Here is a 25472-nt window from a genome sequence, read left to right on the forward strand (position 1 = left end):
GTGGAGACGTCCTTCGCGGTGTCCCTGATCTGCCGGGTCCACACCGAACCGGACGGCGACGACCACACGATCCCCTACACCCTGCGCTTCACCGCCACCGCGCCCCGACCGGCGCCCACGGACGAGGAGTTCTGCGTCGTCCTGGCGCCGGAGCCGATCACTTTCAGCCCCCGGCTCAGCAGTGGCATCAGCGATATCGCGCTCCGCTTCGCCACGCCGGCCGGGGCCCGGGTGCGGGGATACGCGCTCACGGGCGGCGACGCGTCCACCGTGGGCGCCCGCGTCGCGCCGACGGCCACAGGCGTCCTCCTGCGCGTGCCAGGCCCGTTCGATCCGGGCACGCCGTTCACCCTGCCCGGGCTGCGGTGGACGCTGCGGGCCGACCGCGACGCCGTCGTACGCATGGGGCTCGCCGGGTCGTCGTTCGACGACCCGGCGTGGAGCTACCGCTGGGCCCGGCACTCGGACGGCAGGCGGGGCACGGTCGTGGGCCACCCCGACCGGTCCCCGCTGCTGACGTTCACACCCGGCGGACCGCCCTCATGACGCCACGCCCGCAAGCTCGAGCGCCTCGGCCGCCGCACGCAGGATCCGGACACGTCCGTCCGGCGTCGCGGCGGCCGCCGACGCCATCACCCCCAGCGTGGTGACCCCCGCCCCGGCATAGGCGATCATCCGCTCGGCCAGCCTGGGCACGGGGCCGGCCAGGGCGGTGCGTTCAATGAACTCCTCCGGCAGGGCGGCCGCGGCGCCATCCCGGTCACCGGCCGCGAGCCGCTCGCGGAGCAGGCCGACGGCAGGGCCGTAGCCGAGCCGCCGCGCCAGCCCGCAGTGCACGTTCCGCTCAAGATCGCCGATCCCCAGCAGATACACGTACTGGCCACGGAGAGAGTCCACCGCGGTGCCCACGTCGTCGGCGACCGCGACCGGCAGGCTGAGCAGCACGTCGTAGCCCGCCATGCCGAGCCCGGTGAGCCGCCTCCCCTCCTGGATCGCGGAGACCGCCCCGGCGACCGACTCGGGCGGGGTGAACACCCCGATCCAGCCGTCCGCGATCTCACCGGCCAGGCGCAGGACGCGCGGACCGACGGCTGCCAGATAGACGGGGATACGCCGGTCGGGCCGCTCCGTGCGCAGGTGCAGTGGCGCGGCCCCGCTGCCGGCGGGGCCGGGCAGCCGGTAGTGCTCGCCGTCGTAGGTCACCGGCCCGCCGGCCAGCGCGCGCCGCACGATGTCGACGTACTCCCGCGTGCGGGCCAGCGGCCGGTCGAAGGGCACGCCGTACCACCCTTGCGAGACGTCGGGGTCGGACACCCCGAGGCCCAGCCGGAAACGGCCGCCGCTGAGGGCGTCCAGGGTGGCGGCGGTGAGTGCCGTCGCACCGGGCGGGCGCGCCGGGATCTGCATGACGCCCGAGGCGAGGCCGATGCGGCGGGTGGCCCCGGCGAGGAGCCCCAGCACGCTGACGGCGTCGGAGCGGTAGCCTTCAGGCGCCAGCAGGACGTCGTACCCCAACTCCTCGGCTGCGTGTGCGAGTTGAACTGCTCCTTGGTACGGGATGGTGGCGCCGAGCCGCATGGTCCCTCCTCCGTCGGGCGGGTTCCGTCAGATCAGGTGGGCGCCGCCGTCGACCAGCAGCACCTGCCCGGTGGTGTACGCGGCACCGGCCAGGGCCAGCACGGCCTCGGCGACGTCCTCGGGCAGGCCGACGCGCCGCAGCGGGGTGCCCTGGCGCACCTTCTCGGCGATCGGCGCGAAGAACGCGTCGTCGCGGGTCCAGGCCGTCTCGATCAGGCCGGGGGCGACGGCGTTGACGCGGACCCGGGGGCCCACCGTGCCGGCCAGCAGGCGGGTCATGTGCTCGATGGCCGCCTTGCTCACCGCGTAGGGGATGGAGCTGCCCGCGGGCCGGCTGCCGGCGACGGAGGAGATGTTCACCACCGCCCCGTCACCCGTCCGCGCCAGATGGGGCATGGCCGCCACGGTCGTCTGCCAGGTGCCGACCACATTGAGCCCGAGGATCTCCCGCCACACCTCTGGCGTGGCCGCCTCCAGGTCGGCGTGGGGGATGACACGGGTGCGGCCCGCGTTGTTGACGAGGAGGTCGAGGCGGCCGTAGTGCCCGACCGCCGACGACACCAGGCGGCGTGCCTCGTCCTCGTCGGAGACGTCGGCCCGGATGTAGACCGCGTCCGGCAGGGACCGGGCGACCTTCTCTCCGGCCTCGGTGGAGTGGGCGGAGTTGACGACGATCCGCATTCCCTCGGCGGCGAGCCGGCCGGCTATGGCCTGGCCGATGCCCGAGGAGGAGCCGGTCACCAGGGCGACGCGCGCGGGTTCCGCCATCAGGAGTTCCCCCGTCCACCGCGGATGTCCATGGCCCGCGCGGTCACGGCCGCGGCGTCGTCGGCCCCACGTCGCGATGCACACAACTCCGTTACGCTTCCCTCGAGTTCGACTTTGTCGCGAGCACCGGTATGGACACGGGCTCCCCATCGGGCCGGCCGGTGGCCGGTCTTCTTGCCGATGCCGTCCGTCGCTCCGGTCACCAGGGCCACGGGTGTTTCCGTCTCGCTCATGCGTCTGTCGGTCCCGTCTTCTCGTGGGTGTGCTCGGTCCGGTCGACGCGAGGGTCGGCACGCCGCCTAGAGCTCGGGTGGACACCGGGTGGAGCCCGGGGGCCCGCACCTTCGAGGGGGCTTCGAGGCCGCGCCACCAGTCTGGGCGGCGGCCCCGTACCCCACTTCCGAGGAGCACCGATGAGCGCGACCGTCGTCGACACCGAGGTCCACGCGCGGATCCAGCACTTCTACGCACATCAGATGCAGGCCCTGGACGCGGGCCGGTTCGAGGAGTACGCGCTGACCTTCACGGAGGACGGCAGCTTCCAGCACTCCCCCGCCGTCGAGCCGGCCCGGGGCCGGGCGGCGATCGTCGCCGAACTCGTCGCGTTCCACGAGCGGTTCGCCGGGGACCCGGTCCGGCGCAGGCACTGGTTCGACCACGTCGCCCTGACCCCCCAGCCGGACGGCAGCGTCCACTCGACGGTGTACGCGCTGGTGGTCACCGTCCGGCCGGGTCGGCGGGAGCCGGAGATCGGCCCGAGCTGTGTGGTGCGCGACGTCCTCGAGGTGGACGGTGAGCGCGTCCTCACGCGTTCCCGGAGCATCTCCCACGACCACCTCGACTGACACCCCGCCCTCAGGCGGGCCGCCCCTGCGCGTACGTCCGCTCCCCCTCCAGCTCGGGAGCGCCCGACAGCACCGCGCAGTGGAGCCGCTGGAGGCGGGCCGAGGGCTCGACACCCAGCTCACGGTGGAGGCGGCCGCGCAGCTCCCGGAACTCCTGCAACGCCCGCCACGGGCTGCCCGACCGGCACAGCGCCGTCATCAGCTGGGCGCAGAAGTTCTCGTGCAGCGGATGGCGGGCGACCAGGGTGCGCAACTCGCCCAGCAGCACGGCGTGATAGCCCAGCCGGAGGTCGGCCTCGATGCGTTCCTCCAGTGCCTGCATGCGGGTCTCCTCCATGTACAGGATCTCCAGCCCCAGCACGCGCCCGGCCGGGACGTCGACGAGGGCGGGGCCGCGCCACAGGGCCAGGGCCCGGGTCAGATGCGCGGAGGCCGCGCGTGCGTCCCCGGCCATGAGGGCCCGGTGGCCCGGCGCCGCCCACTGCTGGAACTGCGTCCAGTCGCAGCTCCCCGGGGTGACCGCCATGCGGTATCCGCCGTAGGCCGTCGCGAGGACGTCCTTCGCCGAGCGGTCGCCCGCGGCCGACGACTGCCGCAGGGCGGCTGCTATGCGTCGGCGCAATTGAAGTATGTACGTCTGCAGCGTGGTGGCGGCGCTGCGGGGGATCTCGTCGCCCCACAGCTCTTCCATCAGCGTCGTCACCGGGACGACGCGTCCCGACCACAAGGAGAGCAGAGCGAGAACCTGCCGTGGCTTACCGGCACTGGGCACAATGGATACCCCGTTCTCGTACATCGCCAGCTCCCCCAGCACTTCGATGTCCATGTACGCCTTCCGATCAGGTGGGATCCCAGGGTGGAATCGGCTCCTGGCCCGAGACTCCCACCGCGCACCGGCCGCCGGACAGTGAGGCCGTCACCGGGTGGGTGGTGAAACCAGCACGCGCATGTGAGGAATTCACAATTCCGCGCTTCGGAATCATCCGGAGGGCGGTCTCCATTCAACTGCCATTGGGTTAAGGTCGGTTCGCCTTGCCGGGGAGGAGACTCCCCATGTGCCGGAAGAACCCCTGGAATGTCACTCGACGGGCAGGACGCATGGTGGTTACGACCAATGGTGAACCGCCGCAGTGGTTCACCACGTGCATCATTCTCTCCGTACAGTCCGCCATGGGCACTCTCGCCTTCCTCAACCTCCTGACCTCGCACCCCCCTGCCTCCCACACGGCGCTGTATCTCGTGGGCTTCTTCCTGGTGCTGGGGCTCCAGGCCGTGCACTGCGCCGAACGGGCGGCCAGGATCAGGGCCCGCGCCGGACGGTGGACCCTCGCGCTCCAGGCCGCGCTCACCTATGGCCTGCTGCCCGTCCTGGGGCTCCCCTGGGCCGGGATGCCGGGCTTCCTGGCGGGTTCCATCCTGCTCGCCCTCGAACTGCCCCTCTCGGCCGTGCTGTTCTGCGCCGCGGCCGGCTTCACCGGGGCCTACGCCTGGCTGGTCAGTCAGCACCTGCTCGGCATCGGACTCGGGATACTCTCCTGCGTGGTGAACGGCCTGATGGTGTACGGAATGACCCTGATGGCCTCGTGGAGCGTGGAACTGAGGCGGGCCAGGGACGAGATCGCCCGGCTCGCGGTGCAGGAGGAGCGGCTCAGGGTCGCACGGGACCTGCACGACCTGCTGGGGTACAGCCTCTCCGCCATCACCCTCAAGGGAGAGCTGACGGGCCGTCTGATCCAGGAGGGCAGCGAGGGGGAGGCCGGGCGCGCCCGTGCGGAGCTGCGGGAGATGGTGGACATCTCACGGCAGGCCCTCGCCGATGTGCGGTGTGTCGCCCAGGGCTACCGAAGGCTCTCGCTCACCGCCGAACTCACCTCCGCGGCACGGGTGTTGGAGGCGGCCGACATCACCGTACGGATTCACGACGCCCGGCCGTCCCAGCAGGAGGAGACCGGCACCGTCCTGGCCACCGTGGTCCGGGAGGGGGTGACGAACATCCTGCGCCACAGCGCGGCGCACGAGTGCCGCATCACGGTCGTGCCGTCGGGGGCGAAGCTGGTGCTGACGCTGTGGAACGACGGCGCGCCGGGCGACGCCCGGCGGCGCATGGCTCGCCGCCGTGACGGCGGGCTGGGCAATCTGGCCCGCCGGCTGGAGGAGGCGGGGGGCGCCTTCCGGGCGGGCCCCCAGGGCCGGGGCCGGTTCCTCGTCCGCGCGGAATGCCCGGTGAAGCCGGTCCGGGAGCTCAGCGGATCCAGCCCTTCTCCTTCGCGATCCGGACGGCGTCCAGCCGATTCCGTGCGGTGAGCTTGGTGACGGTGGACGTCAGGTAGTTCCGCACGGTGCCGGTCGACAAGTGCATGGCGCGCGCGATCTCGTGGGCGGAATTGCCGTCGGCGGCGAGCTGCAGGACATCGGTCTCCCGCGCCGTCAGCGGACTGTCCTTGGCCTGCGCGGCGGCGGGACAGTCGTCGTTCTCCCAGGCGGTGGGGGGTATCCGGGAGTCGATCACGCGCCTGCCCGACACCACCGTCCTGATCGCGGCGGCGAGTTCGGCGGGCGGCGCGTCCTTGGGCAGGAAGGCCCTGACCTGGGCGTCGAGCGCCTTGCGGACGGTGCCCCGCTCCTCCAGGGCGGTGAGGATGACGACCTTGCACTCGGGCGCCACCTCGTGCATCCGCCGGGCGGCGTCGAGGCCGCTGGCACCCGGCAGATGGATGTCGAGGACCGCGACGTCCGGCCGCAGGGTCAGCACCGCGGGCATGATCCCCCTGCCGTCCGCGACCTCGGCGACGACCTCGAAGTCCGGTTCGAGACGGAGCAGCGCGACCAGCGCCCCCCGGACCATGTGCATGTCCTCGGCCAGCAGGATCCGGATCACCGTTCCCCCGTGATGCTCGCGCCCTTGACCCGCGTTCCGCCGAACACGGCCCACTCGCTGCGAGATCCAGCGTACGGTTCCCCTACCCGAACAATCGTCCCTTTCTCGCCATCTTCTTCTGAATTCAGGCGCGTTGGCGCCAGAGCGGCTACGGGGGCGCCGCCGCCCTCCGCCGGGGCGCTCATCGTCACCCACAGCGACATCAGGCGGCTGGGCGGCCGGTTGACGCACCGTCAGCGCGTGAGCATGTCCAGCGACGTGTAGCCGTAGCCCTGGTCGCCGATCGCCTGGATCAGGTGGGGCAGCGCGGTGGCGTCGACGGTCAAGGGATCAGTGGGGCTGGTGGTTCCCACGTGCATCAGGACGATGGCGCCCGGAGTGAGGGCCTTCATGACACGGGCGATCACGGTGTCGGTGGTGGCCCCTCCGGAGGTGCCCTTCCAGCCACAGGTGTCGACCGTCCAGCGCACGCACACGTATCCCTCGTCGTTGACGTCGGCGATGCACTGCCGGTCGACTTCGCCGAAGGGGAAGCGGAAGAGCGGTACGGGCCTGCGCCCGGTCGCCTGCTCGATGGCCTCGGCAGCCGACCGGATCTCCCGCACCCGCTGCTCCTGGGAGAGCTGAGGGAACGCGGGATGGGTCATGGAATGGTTGCCCACCGGATACCGGTCCGCGATGTGGCGGGCGGTGTCCGCACTGGCCTTGGCGAAATTCCCGGTCATGAAGAAATTCGCCGGGAGCTTGTGCTCCTCCAGGGCCGCCAGCACCTTGTCGACGCCGTCCGGGGTGCTTCCACAGTCGAAGGTCAGGGCCACCTTCTTCGCCGTGAGCGGCAAGGTGGTGACGTCCACGCCCGTCATGCGCCCCGGCGCGGACGACCGGGCCACCGCCCGGACGGGCCGGGCGCCGAGCGTGCCCGCCGCCGCCAGCACGCCGACGGCGGTCCCCAGCCGCAGCACGTCACGTCTGGCGACGCCGCCGTGGGCCGAACCACGCTGCTGCCGGGCCTTGTTCACATCGTTCTCGGTCATCGCCGACCTGCGCGGCCTCCTGGCGGGGCCGTGACCGCCCCTGCCGCCCGAGACCGATCGGCTCGTTAGAGTCGGAGGCATGACGACATCCCTTGCCAGCAGTGCTTTCGACTCGCTCCGCCTCGACGCCGTGCCCGACCAGGAGGCGCTGCGCCGGGTCTACGAACCCCCCGGCGCCGCGGCCGTGCGCAAGCAGATGACCGAACTCACCGAACAGACCCGGCGGTTGATCGGATGCTCATCGCTGGTCCTGATCGCCAGCGCGGACGCCGAGGGCAACTGTGACGTCTCCCCGCGCGGCGGCCCCGCCGGGTTCGTGGCCGTCCTGGACGAAAGGACGGTGGCGATACCGGACGCGACCGGCAACAAGCGTCTGGACACCTTGCAGAACGTCATCGCCACCGGACGGGCCGGGCTGCTGTTCGTCATCCCGGGGCGCACCACGACGCTCAGGGTGAACGGCCGGGCCTGCGTCTCCACCCGCCCGGAGCTGCTGTCGCAGCTGACCGCCGTGGGCAAGCCGCCGGCCAGTGCGCTGGTGCTGGGGATCGAGGAGGTCTATCCGCACTGCCCCAAGGCGCTCCTGCGCAGCGCGGCCTGGAAGCCGGAGCAGTGGCTGCCGGCGGACGCGCAGCCGACCTCGGCCGAGGTGACGCTGGCCCAGCTGCGGATGCCGGAGCTGACGATCGCCGACATCGAGCAGGTGGAGGCGGACTCGCTGAAGTACCGGTACGAGTGACGGACCCGGCCTGCGAGCGGACACCACCCGCCCGGGAACCCCGGCCGCTCCGTGAACGGCCGGGGCGAGGCGGCCGGCGGACGTCGCGCGCCTACCGGAGGGAGCCGCGGACCGTGCCGTCGTGGAGGGTCACCACCTGCGTGTGGGGCCTGCGCATCCAGGCGACGATCGCGTGGAAGTCCTTCCACTCGGCGGCGGCCTTCTTCCAGTGCCTGCCGATGTCCGCGCTGGTCCGGTAGCACTCGTCGAGCGCGTAGACGGTCCTCCCGGTCGGTGCCGAGGCGGGATCGAGGGGGTCGGCCCGCTCCGGGCCCTTGGCCAGGGCGTACGTGACGAGGAACGCCTTGTGGCTGCGCTTCATGCAGGCACGGTGGCTGTCCCAGAGCCGGTCGCCGTCGGCCACGTTCCGCTCATCGGTCGTGACCACGATCGTGAGCTTGTGGTAGCCCTGCTCGCAAGGGTTGGCGGGCGGCGCGGCTACGGCGCTCCGCGCGGACGGCTCCGCCGCGGTGGCACCCTGCGCCAGAGGACTCACCACCCCGGCCACCGCCACGCACCCCAGCACCGCCACCAGCCGGAACCGGTTCAGCCTCTTCGGCAGCGGAATCCCCTTCCCCGGACAACGCCCATGCCCAGTCGGCGACTTGGTACTCGACAGCACTGTCCGTTCCCCGGCCCGCTTCGGGACATACGACGACACGCCCCGAACCCACCGAAGGAGTGAGCCGCGCCCCGAACGACGACCCGCGCGGAAACCGGGCCGCCCGGGCCGGCTGTACGTCGGCACGGGCGGCCCGGTGCGCTTCAGGAGATCAGGGCTTCACCACCTTCCAGCGCTCGGCCAGGATGTCGTTGCAGGAGGCGAGGCGGACCGTGCCACGGTCGGCGTCGGGGGCCAGCAGGCAGAGATGGGTGGCTTCGTTGCGGTAGCGGACGGTGCCGTCCGCGTAGATCTCGGCCAGCCAGCGCTGGCCGGCCGCGTCGACGCCGCGCGCATCGGCGCACGACCGCACCATGGCGTCGGTCTCCTCGGTGGCGTGCTCGTCGCGGACACCCAGGCAGTATTTGTTGCCGAACACGCTCTCGATCCGGACCAGGTTGTCGCCAGGGCGAATGCGCTGGATGTTCCAGCCGAAGTCCAGGCGCTCCTGGCGCAGCCAGTAGATCCACCACCACCTCGGCGGCGTGGGCCCGGTACGGATGCCGGTCCCGGGATAGCCCCCGGTCATCATACGGCCGCCCAGGAAGGCGGACTCCAGGCGGATGTTACCGGTGGCCGTCGGCCAGTCCTTGGGCAGCGCGGCCGCGTTGTCCCACCAGCGCTGGGCGATGCCACCGCCGCACGGCGCCGCGGTCACCTGCTTGTCGGACGGCGTCAGACAGAGCTTGGGGAAGGCCACGTTCCGCCACAACTGCGGTCCCCCGTTGTCCTGGTTCCACCCGGGATCGGGCCGCGGATCGGTGAGCGTCCACTGCGCCCGCGGGTCGTCGCACGAACCGGCCACGACCGGGGAGCCGGACGCGTCCCGGCGCACCTTCGGCGCGATGGAGACACAGCCCGCGGCGTACCGGATGGTGTGCGTGCCCGCCGCTGTGGTGGACACCCGGGCGGTCTGGTTGTTGTCGTGACGGGCGGCGGCGACCCCGAACGAGCCGTCCTGGTTCGCCTGCATCACGGTGCCGTTGGCCGTCGCCATTTCGGTGGCGTAGGGGTATGCCGGGACGGTCGGCTGGGCCGGCGGCGGCGTCCGGTTGTAGTGCACCGGTGTGTGGTCGGACCCGCCGGCGCCCGGGATGTTCGCGGTGAAGCCGCTGGGCAGACCGTGGGTGATCGTGAAGTCCAGCTCGCTCGGCTCGTCGCTGTTGATGTACGTGGGCCGACCGGTACGCAGCAGGCTCTCGTCGGCGTTCAGGCGCAGCGACTGGTGCGCCTGGGCGGTGGTGCGGTTGAGGATGTTCACGTTGAAGTCGCCGGTCAGCACCCAGTTCCGGCCGCGCTGGTCGTACCTCGCGGCGAAGTTGCGCACTGCTGTCAGCAGGCCCTGGACATCGCCTCCGCGCGCGTGGATGTTCCAGTACCAGGTGTTGCCGAACCGCAGGCCGAGCAGCGGGCGTGCCCGGTACTGGTTGCCCGGGGCGTTCGGGTTGGGGTCGTAGGCGGGGTTGTCCAGCACGCGGACCTCGGCGGCCGGGGTGTCGGTGATGGTCGCCAGGTTCACCCGGCCGCCGTCCCAGGTGTCCTGGTTGGTCCCGTTGATTCTGCGGGGGTCGGTCTGCATGAAGTACACGTAGCGCTCGACGCCCCCGGCCATCCAACGGCTGAACTGATAGGAGCTGGGCTGGCCGTGGGGGCGGGTCCTGCCGATCCGTATGTCGCGGACGACGTTGTCCACCGGTGCGGGTGGGCCGGAGCCGACCTCTTGCAGTGCGACCAGCGGGACGCGTTCGACCAGTGACACGATCTCATTCGTCCACCGGGCGCCGTTGTCGGAGCCGCGCATGTTGTACGAGGCGAACGGCGAAGTGCCGTCCTGGCTCACGGCGTGTGCCGGCGCGGCGGTCAGCGGAACGGTCAGCAGGGCCGCCACCGCGCTCAGGACGGCGAGCACAGCGGTGATCCACCGCGGCGACGGTAATCGCGTTCGTGTGCTCCGCAGGGTCGCCATGGCCTGCGGACTTTGGTATCTGTTCAACGATCAAACCTCTCCCGTGAGTTGTTGACCCTTCCATCACAGGAGACAGGAGATCGCGCTGATGTGGTGCGGACCTCCATCGATATCCGGCCCGTCCCCCGCACCACCTCCCATGCCGATTTCCGGTCGACTGACCAGCGTGAATGCGGGCGCCAAGTTCGCACACCCGCTCGCTTCGGCGGACCGGCGGCCCGGCCCCTGATCGCCTCGGGAAGCCGCCGCTGCCTGGTGTTACACCGCACCGGGCCGAACTCCCGTAAGTCGACGCATCGTTGTCCTTAACAGGGGCCCTGGAGACACAGGGGCCCTGCTCCTGTTCGGCGCCTGCGCTCGCCGCCAAGGTCTGCGTCGCCGCCAGACGACGCGCCCCCCATTTCGAGCCAAGTACCGTGATATTCCCGCGTGTTGAGGTGGACCAGGAGGACCATCTGAGCCGCCACGGGGTGTCCGTGGCGTCAGTGGTCCCCCGGGGCGCCGAGCCCACGGGGGCCGAGGCGAGAGGGCGGATCAGTGAGGAGAAAGAACGATGTGACGGCGCGGGGCCGCAGGCGGCGGTGGACGGCCGCGGTGGCCGCCGTCCTGGCCGTACTGGCGACGCTGGCCACGAACCTGACACTGAGCGTCACGGTGGCGCAGGCCGTGAACAACGACGGCACCTCGCCGTTCGTTACGTACAACATGCACGGCTCCGACAACGGCTCACGGTGGACGTCGGAGATCCGGGCGCTGGCCGCGAACAATCCCCTGGTGGCGTTGCAGGAGGCCGGTGCCGGGCCGCCGCTGCCCGCGCACGACGACGACCGCAACGAGTTCCGCCAGATCCGGCTCACGCCGAACCGTTCCCCCCAGCCCAGCTCCGTCCAGCGGGTGACCTGGGCCGGCGGTCCGAACGGAAGCAACCGCTACGTGTACTACCTGCAGACCGACCCGCGCCGGGTCGCCGGTACGAACCTGGACACCTGGGACGGCGGCCAGATGAACCTGGCCTTCGTCACCGACACCCAGGCCAATGACGTCCGCGTGCTGGAGAACCCGGCCTACAACCCGGACCCGAACGCCCCGAACAACCGCTACCGGGCGCGCCCCCTGCTCGGCCTGCGGTTCGGCAACACCTGGTACTGGAACACCCACGCCCGCGGCGAGGACGTACCAGGGCTGCTCGCCGCGGTCCGCACCTTCGCGGCCACCGACCACCGCAACTGGGTGCTGGCCGGCGACTTCAACGTGAACATCCTCAACCGCAACAACGACCAGGCCCGCAATTCGCTGCACCTGGGTGCGGGCGAGACCCTGCTGCGCACCGGCCAGCCGACGTACATCAACGGCGACCACCCCAGCGAGCTGGACTACGCCATCACCCACGGTCTGCCGGGAGGGTTCACCGCGAACCGTCCGGGCGGCGCCGGATCCGACCACGTGCCGGTGCTCTTCGGCCGCACCCCGCCGCCGGCCCAGCAGCCGCTCCCGTCCCATGTCTTCCGCACTTCGCTGGCCACGCCGACCGGCGCCACACTGCGGGAGAATCCGAACGGTACGGTCGCGGTCGGGCCGGCCCGGTACGGCAGCAACGAGACCTTCCAGATGTTCACCAACGGCGGCTCGCTCACCCACTCCCTGCGCAACGTCGCGACGCAGCACTGCATCTCGCTCGCGCCGAGCGTCCGCCGGGATGCCTCCGCCGCCCCGATCGTCGCCGGAAGGTGCGACGACCCGCGCGCCCAGTGGACCATCGCCCACCTCGATGACCCGCCGGCCTGGAACGACGACAACGGCGGACCGCAGCGCTGGCAGAACGTGGCCGTACCCGGCCTCTGCCTGACGCCCACCGGCACCTCGGTGACCGCCGCGCCGTGCACCGCGAGCCCCGCCCAGCTGTGGTGGGACAACGCCACATCACCGCCCACCGGCTGGCAGACCACCGGCGACAACATCCGTCTGGAATCCTCGTTCCTCGGAGGCCGGCTGCGACGGGCCGGCAACGTCCCCGGGACCGATGTCTACACCCAGCCCACGCCGCCCAGGTCGTGGTGGATCTACTGGCTGCTCTGGGAGAAGAAGGACTTCGGCTGGAACATCCAGCGGATCAGCCGGGACGACAACCTGGTCCGGATCCAGAGCCTGGACGGCACCGACCAGTGCCTGGGCGGCCAGGACGTCCACGCCACCACACACACCCGCGCCATGCTCTACAAGTGCGACGATGCCCGCGCAGTCGCCGGGGCCGGCCAGCGCTGGCTGGCCGAGGCATACCCGAACGGGAGCGTCCGGTACCGCAACGAGGCCAACCACCTGTGCCTGCTGGCACCCGACGGCGACCACGGCTGGGTCAGCCTCTACAAGTGCCAGGACATCCCCGCCGAACGCTGGAACGTGGTGAAGCCCTGAATCCCACCGGGCCGCCTTGACCTGCTGAGACGGATGAAGGGCCGGCCGCTGACTCCTGGTCAGCGGCGGGCAGCACCACCACCGGTGCGGGGCGCACGCCGCGCTGCCCGGGGACGGGGACACCGTCCGGTCCCGTACTGACGTGCCCCGGCCCTCGCCCTGGCCGGCAAGCAACTGGGAACCCCCGCCGTGCTGTGCGGTCGGGGCCGGGTCACCGCAGTGGTGAGGCGGGGGTGGGGTAGCGGCGGATCTCGTCGTACACGGTGCTGCTCCAGACTCCGTGCGAGGGTGGTCAGTCGGTGACGGTCAGGACGAGCTTGCCGCGGGTGCGGCCCGCCTCGCCGCGGGCGTGGGCCGCGCCGGCCTGTTCGAGCGGGAAGGCCTCCTCCACCTCGACGGCGACATGGCCGGCGTCGATCAGCCCGGCGATCGTGGTCAGCGCGGGACCGTCCGGCTCGACCAGGAACGGGGTGACCCGCACCCCGGCCGCCTCGGCGGCGTGGGCCAGCTCCGGGGAGACGCCGGCCGGGATCGCGACCAACAGGCCGCCGGGGCGCAGGGCCTTCAGCGAGCGGGTGCTGGTCCGGTCGTGGGCGTCGCCCACCAGGTCGATGACGACGTCGGCGTCCTGGGCGGCGTCCTCGAAGCGGGTGGTGGTGTAGTCGATGGTCTCGTCGGCGCCGAGCTCCTTGAGCCAGGTGTGGCGGGCGGCGCCGGCGGTTGCGATCACGTGGGCGCCCAGATGCCGGGCGAACTGGACCGCGAAGTGGCCGACCCCGCCGGCGGCGGCGGTGATCAGGACACGCTGGCCGACCTGCACATCGGCGGTGTCGACCACGGCCTGCCAGGCGGTCAGCGCCGCCAGCGGCACGGCGGCGGCGTGCACGTGATCGACGGTGGCGTGCCTGCGGGCCCACTGACGGGCCGGGGCGGTCACGTACTCGGCGTAGGCGTTCGCGGCGCGCGGGAACCACGGCATGCCGTACACCTCGTCGCCGGCCTCCAGCGTGGTCACCCCGAAGCCGACCTCCTCCACCACGCCCGACACGTCCCAGCCCAGGGTGAACGGCAGCTCCCCCAGCCGGCCGGCCATTCCGGTGCCGCCGCGGGTCTTCCAGTCCACCGGGTTGATCCCTGCGGCGTGCACCCGCACCAGCACCTCGGTGAGCAGCGGAACAGGCCGCGGCACCTGCTGGACCCGCAGCACCTCCGGGCCGCCGAAGGTGTCCTGGACGACCGCGCGCATCGTGTCCGCAGACATGCGTCATCTCCTCAAACCACGGGCTGCTCCGGCGTGGGTGGGCCGTTGCCGTACGACGGTGGCACGTGTCGGGTCCTCGCCCGTCGGGCGGCCGGAGTGGGCCGCGCATGACCGGCCGTAATCCAGGTGAACGGAGACGCTGCCGCTGTTAACCTGCGGTCATGGCACGAGGTATCTGGTCGCAGAAGGTTCGTTCGGCCCGCTGACGGCGGCGCCTTCTCCTTTCTGTTGAAGCTGAATCTGCGCTCGCCGTTCCGGTTCCCGCCGGGCGGCCATTTCGTGTTGCCCGGCTCCACTGCGAGCTGCGGAGCATCCGTTGAACCTCAACCCCACCCCCGAAGCCATGTCCCTGCCCGTCGAGGCGGGCGGCAGCGCACACGTCCGCGCCGAGCGCATCACCCTCACCCGCGGGTCCCGGCGTGTCCTGGACGACGTCTCGGTCACCGTCTCCGCCCGGTCGCGTCTCGCCGTCGTCGGCGAGAACGGCCGCGGCAAGACGACGCTGCTCCACGTCCTCGCCGGACTGCTCACGCCCGACGAGGGCACCGTGCACCGGGCCGGCACGATCGGCCTGGCCCGCCAGGAGCTGTCCGCACGGGACGGCGAGACCGTCGGTACCCTGACGTCCGAGGCGCTGGCCGCCTCGCTCACGGCCCTCGCCGCGCTGGACGAGGCGACAGTCGCCATGGCCGAGGGCGATCCCTGTGCCGACGACCGCTACGCCGCCGCACTCGAGGCCGCCACCCGGCTCGACGCCTGGGACGCCGAACGCCGCGTCGACGTCGCCCTGGCGGCCCTCGGCGCCTGCACCGACCGCGACCGTCCGCTCTCGACGCTGTCGGTCGGGCAGCGCTACCGGGTCCGGCTGGCCTGCCTGCTCGGTGCGCGGCACGACGTCCTGCTGCTCGACGAGCCGACCAACCACCTCGACGCCGGCGGACTGGACTTCCTGACCCGCAGGCTGCGTGAGCACGACGGCGGAATCGCCGTCGTCAGCCACGACCGGGCACTGCTGCGCGACGTCGCGGACCACTTCCTCGACCTCGACCCGACCCGCGACGGGAGGCCTCGCCTGTACGCCGGCGGTTATGACGCCTGGCAGGACGCCCGGCGTCGCGAGCGTGAGCGCTGGGAGCAGGATCACGAGGAGCAGCAGGCCGAGCACCGGCGGCTGCGGGAAGCGGTCTCGAAGGCCCGCGAGCGGCTCTCCACCGGCTGGCGCCCGGAGAAGGGGACCGGCAAGCACCAGCGCCAGTCCCGCGCACCGGGCGTCGTGCAGGCCCTGAACCGGCAGCAGGACGCCCTTCAGGCGCACCGGATCGACGTGCCGGAGCCGCCGCGGGCGTTGCGGTGGCCGGACCTGGGCATCCGGCCGGGGGCGCCGCAGCTGCGGGCGTACGGCATCGCCGTCGACGGGCGACTGGCCGGGCCGGTCGACCTCGCCCTCGACGGTGGCGACCGGCTCCTGGTCACCGGACCGAACGGCGCCGGGAAGTCCACGCTGCTCGCGGTGCTGGCCGGTGCGCTCGAGCCCACGCACGGGCAGGTGCGAACGGCGAAGGGGGCACGGGTTGTCCGGGTCACCCAGGAGACCGCGGCGCAGGACCCCTCACTCACGGTCCACGAGGTCTACGCCCGCCACGTCGGCCGGCTGGTCGCCCACGGGTTGCTCCGCGACGCCGACGCCGTCCCGCTCGGGGCGCTCGGCCTGCTCGACTCCGACGCGATGCACACGCCGGCCGGGCGGATGTCACAGGGGCAGCGACGGCGCCTCGACCTGGCGCTGGCGCTGGCCGGGCGGCCCGGGCTGATCCTGCTCGACGAGCCGACCAATCACCTGTCGTCGGCGCTGGTCGACGAGCTCACCGACGCGATACGCGACACGAGCGCCGCCGTCGTCATCGCCACGCACGACCGGCAGTTGCTGCGGGACTGCGCACACTGGCCACGTCTGGAGGTGGACGGACCTCCGGCACGTCGCGTCCGGTCCGGCGCGCCCCGCTCGTCAGGCGGGTGAAAGCACGACCGATTCCGGAAGGACCGGAGCCGTAGCACTGCCTGGACTACACGGGTGCTCGGCCTGCTCTACGCGACGCCGCTGGGCGAGCGGTCAGAGCCGGGCACCGGACGAGGCATGACTGCGATCCGCTGTCGCGGCCGCCAGGTGCGGCAGCGGATCTCTCTTGAGGCACCTCGGGGCTTTGGCCTTGAGGCGCCTCTCGCCTCCCGGTCGGTCAGGTGGTCGGGGCGTCCGCAGGGGACATGGGGGCGGAGCGTGGACGTGGGATGAGGAGGAGGTCTTCGTAGGTGTGGTGGCGGCGGGTGGTGGTGCGGTGGTGCAGGAGATGGGCCGCGCGGTCGGGGCAGCCGGCGTCGACGAGGGCGCGGGCAAGGGTGTCGTGGACGATCTCGCGTTCCACGCGTACGCCGCCGAGACGTTCGGTGCGGTGGCCCAGGGCGGTGAGCAGATCGACGGCATTGCCGGGCAGGCCCGCGGTGAGGTGGGCCAGGGCTTCGGCGACGGGGGCCAGGACGCCGGCGTAGTCGTGCCGGGGGTCGGCCGCGGCCCTGCGGGCGAGGGCGGTCAGGGCGTCGCTGTCGGCGATGACGGCCAGGGCGAGGGCGAGTTGGAAGGTGTGGAAGACCTCCGCCCAGCCACCGGGCTCGGCCAGCAGCCGGAGCACCTGCTCGCGTTCCGTGCCACGGGCGGGGACCTGCCCGGCCAGCAACAGGCGCCAGTTGGTGGCAGCGCGCATGCCGACGTCACCGTCGCGGAGCTCGGAATCGGCGCGGCGGCGGGCGTCGGCGAAGTCTCCGGACGCGATCGCCTGGAGAGCGGCGTGCCATTGCAGATGCGGGCGTTGCAGGGCGCGCGGGTCGCCCTGCAGCCAGGAATCGATGAAAACAGTGGCGGCCGGGCCGGCGCCCTGGTCGTGTTCGGCGTGAGCGCGGGCGTGAGCGGCAGGGCCGCTGCGGGGGTTGAGCCGGAGCGCGTGCTGGGCGAGGTTCCAGGCCTCGTCGGTGCGGCCCTGCTCGGCCCGGGCGGCGGCCAGCCAGGAGGCCCATGCCCAGGACTCGGGCCCGGCCAGGGCGTACTGCTGCTCGGTCAGCTGCTCTCCGTACTCACGGTATTCCACCGGTCCGGCCAGAGCGAAGGCGCCCAGCATGCTGCCGGCGATCTCGTCCGCCGGGAACTGCGCGAAATGCACCACGAGGTGGTCGGCGGCAGCCCGGTACTGCCGGTGGGTGTACAGGTGCACGGCGTGGATCAGCGAACGGTCCCGCGCACCCGAGCCGTGGGCGTCCCGGTGCGCGGTGACCATCTCGGCGCGGAGCCGCCCGTCGTCCCAGTCCCCGCTCTGCACCAGCGCGGCGACCGCTCGGGCCAGACCGCATCGCGGCTGGTCCCGCACGAGCCGACGGACGGCCGGCACCGCACATCCGGTCATGGCCAGGTACTCGCGGACGGCGGCATCCCGCGCTGCCGCTTCGCCGGGCATCTCCGTCAGCAGGCCGGCTGGCCGTTGCCGAGGCCGATGATGCCCTCCACCCCGCCGATGGTGCCGCACACCAGGCACGTGGCGCCGCTGTTGCCGCCCGGGTTGCGCTGCACGTCCGGCAACTGGCCGTCGTTCCCGCCGAGCATCCCGCTGCCGACAACCGTGCTCGCACTGCTGCCGTGGACGGCGGCCGGGGCAGCCCCGAGGGCATGCGCCTGAACCGGTGCCAGAACCGCCACGCCCACCGCCGCAGCCACGAACACCACCCGCCGGCGCACCCGGCGCCCGCCTGTCCCGCCCTTGTTCTCCATCCTCACACTCCCCCTTCTCGAACCGTGCCCGACCGTCACGGAACTCCCTTCCACAGCTGCCCCGTCCACCGCCGGCGATACCCGACGACACCCGCAAGCGGATGCGAAGCAATCCATGGGCAGAGCAAGCCCGCACCACTACGCGCCGGTTCACGCCCCACCCCTCGGTGGCGGGGGCTTCGCCCTGCCCAACCACAGCAGCCCCTTGGGGCGCTGCACCGTCTCGAACCGGACCCGCATGCCCTCTTCCACGCGCCAGTCCCTCGACCCCGAGCCCTGCACAGGGCGGACGTCGAAAGAGCTGCGGTCGAAGAACACGGGCACGACGCACTCGTGTTGCCGATCACGTCACCGGCACGGGAGCACACGGCGTGGACGCCTTCCGGGGGTTATCGGGTCCTGAAGTGGCGGTAGAGGTTTCGGGCCACGTACACGCCCGGTCCGCCGAAGCCGACGATGTCGGCGCGTCCGTCGCCGGTGATGTCGGCGAGGAAGCGGGGGTGCTTCTTGCCCGTCCAGCCCTGGTCGACCCCGAAGTCGTCCAGGATGTACAGAGGGTCGGGGAACGTGCCGTCCGACTTGACCGGTCGCCCGGGTCCAGCCCCTCCCGCTGCTGCGCTTGTTCTGCTCTTCACCGGGAGAGGGGTGCATGGGGCCTGTTATTAGGAAACAAGAGGCTGGCCGAGTACGCCGCAGTGCGGAGCCTGCGGCCAGTTGTCCTGCCTCGCTCAGGGCAACGCGGCGGGCGAGCGTCACACCCTCGTCGAAGTATGGCGTGAACCGCTCCTTGAACAGGTAGGGGCGGTCGCCTTTGCGCACGGCCGCGCGGATGCCGATCCTGCGTAGGACGTCGACCAGCTCGGGCAGCCGGTCGGCCTCGCGCAGTCCCGCCGCCTCCGCTTCGAGGCCCGGCAACATGCCGAGAAATCCGTCCCGCATTCGCCGGGTGGCGACTGCCCGTCGTACCGAGCCTTGGCCACATCCCCGCGACGCTGATCAGCAACGGCGCCGTCGACCGCAGCGTCTACGGCTGGATCGCCGACGGGGTGGGCCGCTCCTCGGTGAAGAACAGCCTGGCCGTGCTGGTCCGGGTGATGGAGCAGGCCAAGCGCGACGGCATCATCACCGTCAACCCGGCACGGGTCAACGGCTGGCAGGCCGAGTACAAGAAGGCCGAGGACGAGCTCGACGACCCGCGCTCCCTGGCGCTGTCCGACTGGGACACCCTCGTCTCCCTCGCCGACGCCCTGGTCCGGCGGTCCCACGGCCAATACCTGGGCTGGGGCAGCGTGGTGACCTTCGCCGCCTGCACTGCGGCCCGGATCGGCGAGGTCTCCGGCGTCAGGGCGCGCGACATCGATCCGGTGAACTGGATCTGGACCGTACGAAGACAGACCACCCCTGGGCCGGGCGGCCTGATCGACAAGGGCACCAAGGGCAAGATGGCCCGGCGCATCCCGCTCATCGAGGAAGTACCCCCCCTGGTCGCCCAGCGCCTCCTGGCCGTCGGCCACAGACCCGACGCCCGCCTGTTCACCGGGCCGCGCGGCGGACGCATCACCACCGCCGTCCTGCGGGACGCCACCCACTGGGACGAGGTCGTCGCCGAGCTCGGCTACGAGCACCTGCGACGCCACGGCCTGCGGCACACCGGCCTGACCTGGATGGCCGACGCCGGCGTCCCCCTGCACGTCCTGCGCATCATCGCCGGTGACGGATCGCTGCAGACCACCCAGCGCTATCTCCACCCCGATCTCCGGGCCCTGGTCGCCGCCGGCAGGTCCCTCAGCGGCCACCTGCGGGGCGCTCCGGCACCGTCCCGACCGCTGGCCGCCCCTCTCCAGGCATTGTGAGAACCACACAAACACCCCAAAGCGCTCATGATCTTAGCCCCCAGCGAAACAGGGCCTGATCAGGGGTTTCTTCCGAAGCGTGGCCCCCAAGCGGTCCCCGGGCGCCTGACGCCGCATCAGGTGAACGCCGAACCCAGAGAACGACAAACGCCCCCTGACCTGGGGTTTCTCCCAGATCAGAGGGCGTTTTCACGTGTCGGGACGGCGGGATTTGAACCCACGACCCCTTGACCCCCAGTCAAGTGCGAGGCCGTCATATCCTCGACAACCAGGGCAAATCGCTGCGACAGTTCATTCGGTAACGTTCCGGTTGTCCAGTTACGTGCGTGACGTGTGGTCCCCAAGTGGTCCCCAGGATCTCCACCACCTCGGCCGCCTCCCTCAGTTCAGGGATTGTCAGCTGGCCACAAAGCCAGCGTAACGCCACCCGAGACAAACCGTCGAACGCTGGCATCAGACGACGGCCTCCACGGTCAGCGAGGATCTCGTACCCTCGCCGAGCCGCCCCTCCCCCGGCTGTCGGCTGCTTTTTGTCCGTGAGTTGGCGCAGCGCATGGGGCCTGTTATTGGCTTTCAGCCTGACTGACTCACTGGTCGGCACTCGGATTCCGGGTATCCGTCGTCAGGCGAGGCCCCGGGAGTGTCCGCCGAGCCAGCGGTGTCGGCCCGCAAGGCGCAGCCGAGATCGAGAGGCTCGCGGCCTCCGATCACGATCCTGCGGTTCACAGGGCCTTGGCGGATCCACCATGCCTGCCCTCTCCCGACCCGCAGCCGGCCATCAGCAATCAGCGCCGATGTCAGAAGTCCCGCCCGCCACGGTCATGGCCTTGCGGGGCGCCCCAGAACTGGAAACGGGACTACCAGCGCACCAGCAGCTCGGTCATGCGCTGCAAGACGGTGCCGGGCTGGAAGCTGTTTGCAGCGACATTGCTGTCGAGGTGCAGGTGGGGAAAGCAGGTGAGCAGGGAGCGGAAGGCGATGTCCAGTTCGGTACGGGCGAGGTGCTGGCCGAGGCACTGGTGGGGGCCGGTTCCGAATGCCAGGTGGCGGGGAGACGCCTGCCGCGGGCCCAAGGCGCGGGGTGCGGCGTAGGAGGCGGGGTCGCGGTTGGCGAGGGAGAGGGAGAGGGAGAGGGAGACGACGATGCCGTCGCCGGCGCGGATCGTGTGGCCTTCGAGTGGTGGCTGCCGCCCACGCGGTGCCCGGCAGGTGACTGGATGCCCTGCGGAGCGGCACTACCAGGACATCGCGAGCGCGCCGTTCGCCACCCGCTTCGACGGCGCGCTGTTCGGGCTGGGATCGTGTCCCTCGTCGTGGTGTTCCGGATCAACGGGACGTCGTGTTCGGGGTGTTTGGTAGTGCGGGGGCGCTCTCGGGGAGTTCGGGGTAGAGCTCGTCCATGCTGCCTTCGGGGAGGTAGCGGCGGGGGAAGGCGATCCATTCGTCGTGCATCTCGAAGAGCACGGCGGTGACCAGTCGCAGCAGGGCGTCGTCGTTGGGGAAGACCTGGACGACGTCGGTCCGGCGCTTGATCTCCCGGTTGATCCGTTCCAGCGGATTCGTCGATTGGATCTTCTTCCAACCCCTGGGCGGGAAGTCGGCGAACGCGGTCAGATCCTCTTGCGCCTCCAGGAGCATGGCTTTGACCTTGGGAAACTTCTGGCCGAGCATGTCGGCGACGGTGTCGAGCTGGGTGCGCACGAGTTCGGCGGTGGGCTGCGTGAAGATCGTGCGGATCGTCGCGGCGACCAGCTCGCCGGAGTCCCGGTCGATCACATTGAAGGCATTGCGCAGGAAGTGAACCCTGCACCTTTGCCAGGCGGCGCCGAGCATGACCTTGCGGACCGCGGCGACCAGGCCCAGGTGCTGGTCGGTGACGACCAGGCGGACGCCGGACAGGCCACGTTCTCGCAGGGAGCGCAGGAACTCCTTCCAGAACATCTCGCTCTCGCTGTCGCCGACCATCAGCCCGAGGACCTCGCGGTTGCCGTCCTCGGTGATGCCGGTGGCGACCACCACGGCCCGCGAGACGATCTGGTGGTTCACCCGCGCCTTGCAGTACCTCGCGTCCAAGTACACGTAGGGGAAACGGGCATGACCCAGCGGGCGGGTACGGAACGCGGTCAGCGGCTCATCCAAGGCCGCGCAGATCCGCGAGACCTCGGACTTGGAGATGCCGCTGTCACCGCCGAGGGCTTTGACCAGGTCATCGACGCTGCGAGTGGAGACGCCGTGCACATATGCCTCCATGATCACGGCGTAGAGGGCCTGGTCGATCCGGCGGCGTCGCTCCAGCAGCGACGGGAAGAAGCTGCCGGTGCGGACCTTGGGGATCTCCAGGTCCAGGTCGCCGGCGAGCGTGGTGAGTACCTTCTCGCGGTGTCCGTTGCGGATGTTCGCCCGCGTCGGCGTGTGCTCGTTCCACTCCGTCCCGATCTGCGCGGTCGCCTCGGCCTCGATCAGCTCCTGCACCATCCTCTCGGCGATGGCGCGGATGAGCTCGATTCCATCGGTCGAACGTAGTGACTCAAGCAGCCGTATCAGCTCAGACTGAGACAGGGCCATCGCGCATTCCTCGTGGTTGAACTGGCAGTTCACCAAGGAGAGTTACGCGGTGGCCCGCGCCCTATGCTCAGGGAGCGGTACCCACCCATGGGAGTGCGCCCGCACAGACGCCCGCGCACTCCCGCCCGTTGATCCCGAACACCACGACGAGGGACACGATCCGGGCTGGTCCTGCGTCAGGACGAGGAGGAGGGCGCCGAGAGGGCGGAGCTCCACCCGGACGGGCGGGACTTCCACCCGCTCTGGGACGGCAGTTATGAAACGTGTTTGCACATGATGCAACCACCGTTGCGGCGCGCGAGGTTGCCCTAGATTCCTTGCGCGCGGCGTAACTACGGTGCACCTTAGGAAAGTTGATTTGGGGGATTCCGTGAACGGAAAGCTTGCGACAGCCGGACTCGCCGCGGTCGCGGCGACTCTGTTGGCCGGAGTGGCGCTGGCCGCCCCGGCGTCGGCCGCCACTACCGCGCCAGACCGGGGAGTGGTGACGGCGGACTCGTCCACCTACTACGTCTACGTCACCGGGGTCAGCAGCTCTCTGGACGGCGCCCGGGCGAACGCGGACTACAAGCTCCCGCACAACTGCTACCCCGCGGGGATCGTGGCCAGTGGCACCACCCCCGACAACAACATTTGGGTAACCGTCCTGGGCATCTGCTCCGGGAGCAGTGACCAGGGGACGGGACCCGCGCAACGCTGACCCAGCACTCGCGCAGTAGTGACCGAAGGGCGCCGACCCAACCGGCGCCCCTCGGGACTCTAAGTGGGCATTTGATGTTGATTCGCGCTGACCGTTTCAGTGTGGTTTGCGATTATTCATCACTAATGCACATGGCCTGAGTTGCCTGGAAACTCCCTGCAAGTAGGGGCCTTCCGCCCTATTCCTAAGCCAGACGGAATCTGAGCCCCATGTGCGAACCAAACGGGTAACTGGGTCGACGCGCCGGTGGGCGCGAGCAGATACATCCGAGGTAAATCGCCCCAAAAGGCGCTGCCCGCAAAGGGGTGTATAGCGTCAGGAACCTTCCCTTTACGCCCACTAAGAAACCATCCAGGCCGTCGCCGCGATCTTGACCGCAAGCAAACCGCCGACTTGACACCGACCGCCATCGGCCCCCGACGGTCATGATGACCAGAACGCCATATCACGGTCATGACACCCCAATCACAACCAGCACGAGGTCGTAAGCCCCTGAGATGCCTCTCTGGTCTCTTCTCGGTGCCGCCCTGAACCTCGACGACGGGTGGGTACCAGCCCCCTGACCGGGCGTTGATGCCTTGTCCTCGTGGCGGGTCCCGGAGCGCATGCCGGTGTACCGACCGGCGTGTTCGGGTGCGCGGTGGTGCGGTGGCAGTGTTTATACGTCTATTGAGCGCTGGCGGTATGCGCCTTCCTCACCCTTGACGCAGGGCTCAACTATGAAGTGGAGGGCGGTGACCTGTTTCCGTCCTTAGGTGTTCACCGTGCTGGTGGAGCGTTCCGCGGAGATCCGCGTGCTTTTCCCCGGCGCGGCCTCCTTCGTCAGAATCCCGCCACGCGCATGTCGGCAGTATTCCTCATTCCTCAGCTGGGCTTGGTGTGGCGGGGGCACCGGTCATCGGAGCCTCCCGGTGGCCGTCTCTATCCCTGTACCGCCTGCGACCGCAGTGTGGTGAAAGCCGGGCCGTTATGACGTACTCCACTTTTCCTTCAGCTCCTGTTGCGGGGTTTGGGCCTGTTCCGGTCCCGGGGGAGGTGTGGGTGGCCACCGAGATCCGGCGCCCTGACGGGACGGTGGTGCCGTGTCCTGCTGCGCCGTTGCTGGCGGGTGCGGGCGGGCTGGCCGGTCGCGGCTTCCGGGTCCGCACGGGCCCGGTGCAGCTCTTGCCGGCGGGAACCCCCAGCGACTTCCGGCTGGTGACGGTATCTGACCAGCCGGTACCACCTGGCAGGACTGCTGCCGGCGGCGCTGCGGTGGTGCTGGCGGCGGGCGCGATGGCATCCGCCGGGCTGCTCAGGGCAGGCGGGCCGGTCCAGGCAGTGCTGGATGACTGGGCGTGGGCGGTGCGTCCGCGCCGGCTGCTGCTGGCCTCTCCGCGGTCGTTGTGTGCTGGAGTGGAGCGGGCCATTGAGGTGGTCGAGGCCCTGCTGAAGCGGCACGCCGGCGGGGGGCCGGTGTTTGTGCGCAAGCAGATCGTCCACAACACCCATGTTGTCCGGGATCTGGAGGAGCGTGGTGCGGTGTTCGTCCAGGAGCTGGACGAGGTCCCGGACGGCTCCCTGGTGGTGTTCTCCGCGCACGGCGTGTCCCCGGCGGTACGGCAAGAGGCCGCGGACCGTGGTCTGGAGGTGGTGGATGCGACGTGTCCGCTGGTGACGAAGGTGCATGCGGAGGCGCGCCGGTTCGCTGCCCGCGGTGACACCGTGGTCCTGATCGGGCATGCGGGGCATGAGGAGGTCGAGGGCACCCTCGGTGAGGCTCCTGGCGCCACGGTCCTGGTCGAGACGTCAGAGGATGTTGCCCGCCTGGAAGTGCCGGCGTCGGCGCGGGTGTCGTACCTGACCCAGACCACCCTGGCCCTTGATGAGACAGCTGAGGTGATCACGGCTCTGGAGAGCCGTTTTCCCGGTGTGCGGGGGCCGGGGTCGGACGATATCTGCTATGCGACGACCAACCGCCAGCATGCCCTGAAGGCAGTGGCCGACCGGAGCGATGTGGTGCTGGTGGTGGGGTCGGCGAACTCCTCGAACTCGGTGCGGCTGGCCGGACTGGCCCGGCGGGGCGGCACCCCGGCATACCTGATCGATGACGCCGGGGACATCCGCCCGGAGTGGATCCAGGCCGCGGACACGGTCGGACTGACCGCCGGGGCTTCCGCCCCGCAGAGCTTGGTCGACGGCGTGGTCGCCGCGTTCGGAGGCCTCGGACCGGTGACGGTCACCGAGCACACCACGACGACCGAGACGGTCACCTTCGGGCTGCCGGCGGCGGTGAGGGCCCGATGAGCACACGTCCCACCCGCCCGCCTCATACGGAACCCAAGCCCCTCACCGTATCCCCGGCACCAGCCGACCGGGCTGC

The 25472-nt window shown here is 70.8% G+C and carries 22 protein-coding genes; 9 read left to right on the forward strand and 13 right to left on the reverse strand.

All coding sequences use genetic code 11. The annotated features are described in order from the left end of the window. Window positions 1-546 carry a hypothetical protein gene (locus tag ACFY1P_RS07255; protein ID WP_390749994.1) on the forward strand — a complete coding sequence of 182 codons (546 nt, stop codon included), beginning with the start codon at window positions 1-3 and terminating at the stop codon, window positions 544-546. Here ACFY1P_RS07255 and ACFY1P_RS07260 read toward each other — a convergent pair. Continuing rightward, the gene (locus ACFY1P_RS07260; protein WP_390749995.1) at window positions 541-1578 is read right to left on the reverse strand and encodes an LLM class flavin-dependent oxidoreductase; all 1038 of its coding nucleotides are present in this window, start codon (window positions 1576-1578) and stop codon (window positions 541-543) included. The genes ACFY1P_RS07255 and ACFY1P_RS07260 overlap by 6 nt on opposite strands. Window positions 1579-1605: 27 nt before the next feature. Further along, window positions 1606-2346: an SDR family NAD(P)-dependent oxidoreductase gene (locus ACFY1P_RS07265; RefSeq protein ID WP_390749996.1), complete on the reverse strand. Its 741-nt coding sequence runs from the start codon at window positions 2344-2346 to the stop codon at window positions 1606-1608. 413 nt (window positions 2347-2759) lie between these two features. Between ACFY1P_RS07265 and ACFY1P_RS07270 the strand changes: the two genes are divergently transcribed. After that, window positions 2760-3191: a nuclear transport factor 2 family protein gene (locus ACFY1P_RS07270; RefSeq protein ID WP_361525726.1), complete on the forward strand. Its 432-nt coding sequence runs from the start codon at window positions 2760-2762 to the stop codon at window positions 3189-3191. 10 nt (window positions 3192-3201) lie between these two features. Here the strand turns inward: ACFY1P_RS07270 and ACFY1P_RS07275 are convergent, their stop codons facing one another. After that, complete coding sequence (locus ACFY1P_RS07275; protein WP_390749997.1) at window positions 3202-4017, reverse strand: BTAD domain-containing putative transcriptional regulator; 816 nt, start codon at window positions 4015-4017, stop codon at window positions 3202-3204. Window positions 4018-4361: 344 nt separating this feature from the next. Between ACFY1P_RS07275 and ACFY1P_RS07280 the strand changes: the two genes are divergently transcribed. After that, a complete protein-coding gene (locus tag ACFY1P_RS07280; RefSeq protein ID WP_390749998.1) occupies window positions 4362-5495 on the forward strand; it encodes a sensor histidine kinase in 1134 nt (377 codons plus the stop codon). On the opposite strand, the gene ACFY1P_RS07285 is transcribed toward ACFY1P_RS07280, so the two are convergent. Beyond that, window positions 5434-6069 (reverse strand): response regulator transcription factor, encoded by a 636-nt coding sequence (locus ACFY1P_RS07285; RefSeq protein ID WP_361525718.1) that lies wholly within the window; start codon window positions 6067-6069, stop codon window positions 5434-5436. The two genes, ACFY1P_RS07280 and ACFY1P_RS07285, sit on opposite strands and share 62 nt — an antisense overlap. Before the next feature lie 233 nt (window positions 6070-6302). Beyond that, window positions 6303-7103 carry a polysaccharide deacetylase family protein gene (locus ACFY1P_RS07290; RefSeq protein ID WP_390749999.1) on the reverse strand — a complete coding sequence of 267 codons (801 nt, stop codon included), beginning with the start codon at window positions 7101-7103 and terminating at the stop codon, window positions 6303-6305. Between the two features lie 79 nt (window positions 7104-7182). On the opposite strand from ACFY1P_RS07290, the gene ACFY1P_RS07295 reads away from it, so the two are divergent. Next, window positions 7183-7842, forward strand: a complete 660-nt coding sequence (locus ACFY1P_RS07295; protein WP_361525712.1) for an MSMEG_1061 family FMN-dependent PPOX-type flavoprotein — start codon at window positions 7183-7185, stop codon at window positions 7840-7842. Window positions 7843-7933: 91 nt separating this feature from the next. Here ACFY1P_RS07295 and ACFY1P_RS07300 read toward each other — a convergent pair whose 3' ends face one another. Then, entirely contained in the window at window positions 7934-8377 is a 444-nt protein-coding gene (locus tag ACFY1P_RS07300) for a hypothetical protein (RefSeq protein WP_390750000.1), read from the reverse strand. 277 nt (window positions 8378-8654) lie between these two features. Next, entirely contained in the window at window positions 8655-10451 is a 1797-nt protein-coding gene (locus tag ACFY1P_RS07305) for a hypothetical protein (RefSeq protein WP_390750001.1), read from the reverse strand. A 612-nt stretch (window positions 10452-11063) separates the two neighbouring features. Between ACFY1P_RS07305 and ACFY1P_RS07310 the strand changes: the two genes are divergently transcribed. Then, window positions 11064-12920, forward strand: coding sequence for an endonuclease/exonuclease/phosphatase family protein (locus tag ACFY1P_RS07310; RefSeq protein WP_390750002.1), 1857 nt, complete (start codon window positions 11064-11066; stop codon window positions 12918-12920). A gap of 292 nt (window positions 12921-13212) precedes the next feature. On the opposite strand, the gene ACFY1P_RS07315 is transcribed toward ACFY1P_RS07310, so the two are convergent. Next, window positions 13213-14181: an NADP-dependent oxidoreductase gene (locus ACFY1P_RS07315; RefSeq protein ID WP_390750003.1), complete on the reverse strand. Its 969-nt coding sequence runs from the start codon at window positions 14179-14181 to the stop codon at window positions 13213-13215. 316 nt (window positions 14182-14497) lie between these two features. On the opposite strand from ACFY1P_RS07315, the gene ACFY1P_RS07320 reads away from it, so the two are divergent. Then, window positions 14498-16198, forward strand: coding sequence for an ABC-F family ATP-binding cassette domain-containing protein (locus ACFY1P_RS07320; RefSeq protein WP_390750004.1), 1701 nt, complete (start codon window positions 14498-14500; stop codon window positions 16196-16198). Window positions 16199-16415: 217 nt separating this feature from the next. Here ACFY1P_RS07320 and ACFY1P_RS07325 read toward each other — a convergent pair whose 3' ends face one another. The 3 genes from ACFY1P_RS07325 to ACFY1P_RS07335 form a co-directional block, all read right to left on the reverse strand. Next, on the reverse strand, window positions 16416-17681 hold the full coding sequence (locus ACFY1P_RS07325; protein WP_390750005.1) for a hypothetical protein: 1266 nt from the start codon (window positions 17679-17681) through the stop codon (window positions 16416-16418). Window positions 17682-17686: 5 nt separating this feature from the next. Then, the gene (locus ACFY1P_RS07330) at window positions 17687-17992 is read right to left on the reverse strand and encodes a hypothetical protein (protein ID WP_361525692.1); all 306 of its coding nucleotides are present in this window, start codon (window positions 17990-17992) and stop codon (window positions 17687-17689) included. A 389-nt stretch (window positions 17993-18381) separates the two neighbouring features. Further along, window positions 18382-18627: a hypothetical protein gene (locus ACFY1P_RS07335; protein WP_361525780.1), complete on the reverse strand. Its 246-nt coding sequence runs from the start codon at window positions 18625-18627 to the stop codon at window positions 18382-18384. A 426-nt stretch (window positions 18628-19053) separates the two neighbouring features. Here ACFY1P_RS07335 and ACFY1P_RS07340 point away from each other — a divergent pair, with 426 nt between their 5' ends. Beyond that, window positions 19054-19845, forward strand: a complete 792-nt coding sequence (locus ACFY1P_RS07340; RefSeq protein WP_390750006.1) for a tyrosine-type recombinase/integrase — start codon at window positions 19054-19056, stop codon at window positions 19843-19845. Window positions 19846-20702: 857 nt separating this feature from the next. On the opposite strand, the gene ACFY1P_RS07345 is transcribed toward ACFY1P_RS07340, so the two are convergent. Continuing rightward, the gene (locus ACFY1P_RS07345; RefSeq protein ID WP_390750031.1) at window positions 20703-21008 is read right to left on the reverse strand and encodes a cytochrome P450; all 306 of its coding nucleotides are present in this window, start codon (window positions 21006-21008) and stop codon (window positions 20703-20705) included. Between the two features lie 163 nt (window positions 21009-21171). Beyond that, window positions 21172-22410: an IS256 family transposase gene (locus ACFY1P_RS07350; protein ID WP_390750007.1), complete on the reverse strand. Its 1239-nt coding sequence runs from the start codon at window positions 22408-22410 to the stop codon at window positions 21172-21174. A gap of 370 nt (window positions 22411-22780) precedes the next feature. On the opposite strand from ACFY1P_RS07350, the gene ACFY1P_RS07355 reads away from it, so the two are divergent. Together ACFY1P_RS07355 and ispH are read left to right on the forward strand one after the other, a co-directional pair. After that, entirely contained in the window at window positions 22781-23110 is a 330-nt protein-coding gene (locus ACFY1P_RS07355; RefSeq protein ID WP_390750008.1) for a hypothetical protein, read from the forward strand. A gap of 1041 nt (window positions 23111-24151) precedes the next feature. After that, window positions 24152-25396, forward strand: coding sequence for a 4-hydroxy-3-methylbut-2-enyl diphosphate reductase (gene ispH / locus ACFY1P_RS07360; protein ID WP_390750009.1), 1245 nt, complete (start codon window positions 24152-24154; stop codon window positions 25394-25396). Window positions 25397-25472 lie beyond the last annotated feature (76 nt).

This window comes from Streptomyces sp. NPDC001407 (assembly GCF_042895325.1).
In the GTDB taxonomy this organism is placed as follows: Bacteria; Actinomycetota; Actinomycetes; order Streptomycetales; family Streptomycetaceae; genus Streptomyces.